The organism is Gelidibacter sp., from assembly GCF_039916245.1.
Taxonomy (GTDB): domain Bacteria; phylum Bacteroidota; class Bacteroidia; order Flavobacteriales; family Flavobacteriaceae; genus Gelidibacter.
In genome coordinates, this window is record NZ_JBDSLS010000077.1 from 1 (window position 1) to 4,689 (window position 4,689).

Annotated in this window: 5 protein-coding genes; all 5 read left to right on the forward strand. The window is 40.5% G+C overall.

The window, feature by feature from the left end; genetic code table 11:
* A partial coding sequence (locus ABIQ28_RS03675; protein ID WP_348035398.1) for an aminodeoxychorismate/anthranilate synthase component II occupies nucleotides 1-296 on the forward strand: 296 nt, incomplete at its 5' end.
* 86 nt (nucleotides 297-382) lie between these two features.
* Nucleotides 383-1,378 (forward strand): anthranilate phosphoribosyltransferase, encoded by a 996-nt coding sequence (gene trpD / locus ABIQ28_RS03680; protein WP_348035399.1) that lies wholly within the window; start codon nucleotides 383-385, stop codon nucleotides 1,376-1,378.
* A gap of 74 nt (nucleotides 1,379-1,452) precedes the next feature.
* Entirely contained in the window at nucleotides 1,453-2,235 is a 783-nt protein-coding gene (trpC, locus tag ABIQ28_RS03685; RefSeq protein ID WP_348035400.1) for an indole-3-glycerol phosphate synthase TrpC, read from the forward strand.
* A gap of 107 nt (nucleotides 2,236-2,342) precedes the next feature.
* Complete coding sequence (locus ABIQ28_RS03690) at nucleotides 2,343-3,038, forward strand: phosphoribosylanthranilate isomerase (RefSeq protein ID WP_348035401.1); 696 nt, start codon at nucleotides 2,343-2,345, stop codon at nucleotides 3,036-3,038.
* Between the two features lie 76 nt (nucleotides 3,039-3,114).
* The gene (trpB, locus tag ABIQ28_RS03695; RefSeq protein WP_348035402.1) at nucleotides 3,115-4,296 is read left to right on the forward strand and encodes a tryptophan synthase subunit beta; all 1,182 of its coding nucleotides are present in this window, start codon (nucleotides 3,115-3,117) and stop codon (nucleotides 4,294-4,296) included.
* The last annotated feature ends 393 nt before the right edge of the window (nucleotides 4,297-4,689 follow it).

Genomic DNA, 4,689 nt, shown 5'->3' on the forward strand with positions numbered 1-4,689 from the left:
GCACTTTGATCAATTTGGATTCAGTGTATCATGGTGTGGCCACTAAAGTAACCAGTTGCGTTACGGACGAATCACTTTTCAACGGCTTGGATAAAACCATTGAAGTTGGGCGTTATCATTCTTGGGTGGTCGATCCGAAATTACCAGAAGTATTGGAAGCCACTTCCTTTGATGAGAACGGCCAAGTGATGTCCTTACGTCATAAAGTGTACGATTTAAAAGGGGTTCAATACCATCCAGAATCGGTATTAACACCTCATGGAAAGAAGATTTTGGAAAATTGGATAAATCAGTAAGCAGTTTTCAGTCTTCAGTTGGGAGTCAAATCATGATCTAGCCGAAGACTGAAGACTGCCGACTGCAAACTGCAGACTTTAATATTATGAAACACATACTCAACAGACTCATCAACCAAGAAAGCATCTCTAGCGAAGAAGCCAAACACGTCTTGGTTAATATTTCAAAAGGCGACTATAATCAAAGCCAAATTGCATCCTTCCTAACAGTTTACATGATGCGAAGCGTGACCATCGAAGAACTGCAAGGTTTTAGGGATGCCCTTTTAGAATTGTGCTTGCACGTCGATTTAGACGACTACAATGGCATCGATTTATGTGGTACTGGCGGCGATGGAAAAGATACGTTTAACATTTCAACCTTGGCCTCATTTGTGACGGCAGGCGCCGGTGTCAATGTTACCAAACATGGCAATTATGGTGTTTCTTCTGCTTGTGGCTCTTCCAATGTCATGGAATATTTGGGCATAAAATTCACTTCTGATATCGATTTTTTGAAACGTTCTTTGGACGAAGCTGGCATTTGCGTATTGCACGCCCCGCTTTTTCATCCTGCGATGAAAAATGTAGCGCCGATTCGGATGGATTTGGCTGTAAAAACCTTTTTTAATATGTTGGGTCCTATGGTAAATCCGGCATTTCCAAAAAACCAATTGGTCGGTGTATTTAATTTGGAATTGCTAAGAATGTATAGCTATCTCTACCAAAACACAGATATCAACTATACCATTCTACATGCTTTGGATGGCTATGATGAAATTTCCTTGACCGGACCAACCAAAGTGATTAGAAATACCTCTGAAACTATCATCACTCCCGATTTTTTTGGAGTGAACACTCTAGCACAAAGTGATATTTACGGCGGGGATTCTGTAGAAGATGCCGCAAAAATATTTACACAAATATTAAATGGCCAAGGTAGAGAAGCGCAAAACAATGTCGTTTGTGCCAATGCTGCAATGGCTATTGCTACGACTACCAATAAATCGGTAGAAGATAGTTTTGAAGCTGCAAAAGAATCTTTGTTAAGCGGAAAAGCAAAAGCAAAATTTGAAATATTAGTTGAAATAAGTAAAATTTAGTCCCCAGTCTTCAGTATTCAGTAAGCAATCCGACCTACTGAATACTGATGACTGCAGACTTCAGACTGAAAAACATGAATATATTAGACCATATCGTCGCAGACAAACGCAAAGAAGTTGATTTAAGAAGATCGCTCATTCCTACGTCACAATTGGAACAATCGGTGTTGTTTGAACGCGATACAGTTTCTCTAACAGAAAGACTCAGAAATAGTACGTCGGGTATTATTGCCGAACACAAACGCCGTTCGCAATCAAAATCGGTTATCAATCAAAACCTGAATGTGTTTGACGTAGCACAAGGATATGAGAATGCTGGAGTTTGCGGAATGTCAGTTTTAACCGATGCTAAATACTTTGGCGGCTCGTTGGACGATTTACTTTTGGCAAGAGCCAGTTGTCAATTGCCTTTGTTGCGTAAAGAATTCATCATCCATCCCTACCAAATCTTGGAAGCCAAAGCTTACGGTGCCGATGTCATTTTGCTCATTGCGTCTATTTTATCCAAAGTAGAAATTAAACAATTTTCAGAATTGGCAAAAGGCCTAAACCTCGAAGTGCTTTTAGAAATCCATAATGAAGATGAACTAAACAAATCCGTTATGCCTAGTTTAGATATGATTGGTGTTAATAACAGAAACTTAAAAACATTTGAAGTCAGTTTGGAAACCAGCAAACATTTAAGCTCGTTAATTCCTAATGACTTTTTAAAAATATCAGAAAGTGGCATAAGTAATATTGAAGCAATCAAAGCGTTGAAACCTTATGGATACCGAGGCTTTTTAATTGGAGAAAACTTCATGAAAACCGATAATGCGGGAGAAAGTGCAAGGACTTTTATAAAAGAATTACAATAAATTAGAGAATAACCTAAAGTTAAATGAACAGCAAAATCATCATAAAAACTCCAAATCAAAACCCCTCTCTTTCTGAAAGGGCTGGGGTAAGGATCAAAATTTGTGGTATGAAATATCAGAATAACATTACTGATATTGCTGAGCTTCAACCAGATTATCTTGGGTTTATATTTTATGAGAAATCCTCTCGTTTTTTCAATGGCATCATTCCGAAGTTGCCTAAAAACATCAAGAAAGTTGGTGTTTTTGTGAATGCATCTATTGAGGAGATTGTAGTAAAAGTAGAACATTATGGTTTAGATTTAGTTCAGTTGCACGGGGAGGAAACAGTGGGGTTTTGCGAGGAACTGAAACGTCATTTCAAGGAGGACAACGATGAAGTAATCTCCAGATTGCCACGCTCCGCTCGCAATGACAATGAGATTCCTGCCTTCGCAGGAATTATTAAAGTTTTCTCAATCAAAGACCATTTCAATTTTGAACATTTAAAACCTTATGAATCGGTATGCGATTACTTTTTGTTTGATACCAAAGGACAATTACCAGGAGGTAATGGCTATACCTTTAATTGGGAAGTATTAAAAAACTATCCTTCAACCAAACCTTACTTTTTAAGTGGCGGAATTGGTTTGGAGGAAGTTGATAACATCAACGAATTCCTGCGAAGGCAGGAATCCCAATTTTGCCATGCCATCGATGTGAATAGCAAATTTGAAATTGAACCTGGACTAAAGAATATCACATCATTAAAAGAATTTAAAAATAGAATTAAACCAGACCTCACAGATTTGGAAAACCTGTGAGGTCTTTTGAACCAATAAAATAGGAGATTAGCTGCGCTGAACCTAACGGTTTCCCGCCTTCTCGTGAATGAAGACTATGACATACAACATCAACAACAAAGGTTATTACGGCGAATTTGGAGGCGCATACATTCCAGAAATGCTCTATCCAAATGTGGAAGAATTACGTCAAAACTATCTCAAAGTTATGGCTGAGCCAGAATTCCAGGAAGAATTCAATGCCTTGCTTAAGGATTACGTTGGCCGCCCTTCCCCACTCTATTTCGCAAAGCGATTGAGCGCGAAGTACAATACCAAGATTTACTTAAAGCGCGAGGACCTGAATCATACAGGTGCGCACAAAATCAACAATACCATTGGACAGATTCTGATGGCCAAACGCCTCGGAAAACACCGCATCATCGCTGAAACTGGCGCTGGTCAACATGGTGTGGCAACAGCAACTGTTTGCGCACTAATGGGCTTGGAATGCATTGTGTATATGGGCGAAATCGACATTGCCCGTCAAGCGCCAAACGTTGCCCGAATGAAGATGTTGGGCGCAACAGTAGTTCCCGCACTTTCGGGAAGTCGCACCTTAAAAGACGCGACTAACGAGGCCATTCGCGATTGGATTAACAATCCTGTCGACACCCATTATATTATCGGTAGTGTGGTTGGTCCGCATCCTTATCCCGATATGGTCGCGCGTTTTCAAGCAGTTGTTTCTGAGGAAATCCAATGGCAACTCAAGGAAAAAGAAGGCACTACCAAACCAGACTATGTCGTGGCATGCGTTGGTGGTGGCAGTAATGCAGCCGGGGCATTCTATCACTTTTTGGACGATACAGAGGTTAAACTCATTGCTGCCGAAGCCGCCGGAAAAGGCGTGCACTCCGGCGAAAGTGCTGCCACATCAGTACTCGGAAACGAAGGCATTATCCATGGCAGTAAAACACTGTTGATGCAAACTCCTGACGGACAAATCACAGAACCTTATAGTATTTCCGCCGGTTTGGATTATCCTGGTGTCGGCCCGATGCACGCTCATTTGTTCAAAAGCGGCCGTGCAGAATTTATAGCTATTACCGATGATGACGCAATGAACGCGGGCATGGAATTATGCAAAATGGAAGGCATCATTCCCGCCATTGAAAGCTCGCATGCCTTAGCTGTTTTTGAACATAAAAAGTTTCAACCAGATGATATCATCGTGGTCAGCCTTTCAGGGCGTGGGGATAAGGATTTGGAAACTTATATCAAACACTTTAATCTTTAGTATTTGGGCGTTCCCCTAGCGGGTCAGGCTGTCGGCAGTCGCTCTCTTCGAGGAGCTCCGACAATGCCTCCATCCTTAACGCAAATTCGGAAGATTCATTAAGAGTTGATATTTTTATATTAATCGTGAATATAAAAAATCCTTTCCTCGTACATTGAGCTTGTCGAAATGAAAGGAAAGAGAATTCAGAAATTATAGAAAATTTAAACACCTATTTTGAATTGTAAAACTCAATAAACTCCTTCCTCGATCATTGAGCTTGTCGAAATGAAGGGAAGGTGGCTTCATCCCCAGAAAACAGGATGAAGACGGAAGGGTTTAATTAAAAAAAAATAAACCACCTCGACTTCAATTCCTTTTCTGGAATTGAAGCCACTCCTCCTTTAAAAGGAG

Bases quoted from the DNA above. Each gene is read 5' to 3' on its own strand.
- trpD (WP_348035399.1), top strand. From the start codon at position 383: ATGAAACACATACTCAACAGACTCATCAACCAAGAAAGCATCTCTAGC.
- trpC (WP_348035400.1), top strand. From the start codon at position 1,453: ATGAATATATTAGACCATATCGTCGCAGACAAACGCAAAGAAGTTGAT.
- trpB (WP_348035402.1), top strand. From the start codon at position 3,115: ATGACATACAACATCAACAACAAAGGTTATTACGGCGAATTTGGAGGC.
- ABIQ28_RS03690 (WP_348035401.1), top strand. From the start codon at position 2,343: ATGAAATATCAGAATAACATTACTGATATTGCTGAGCTTCAACCAGAT.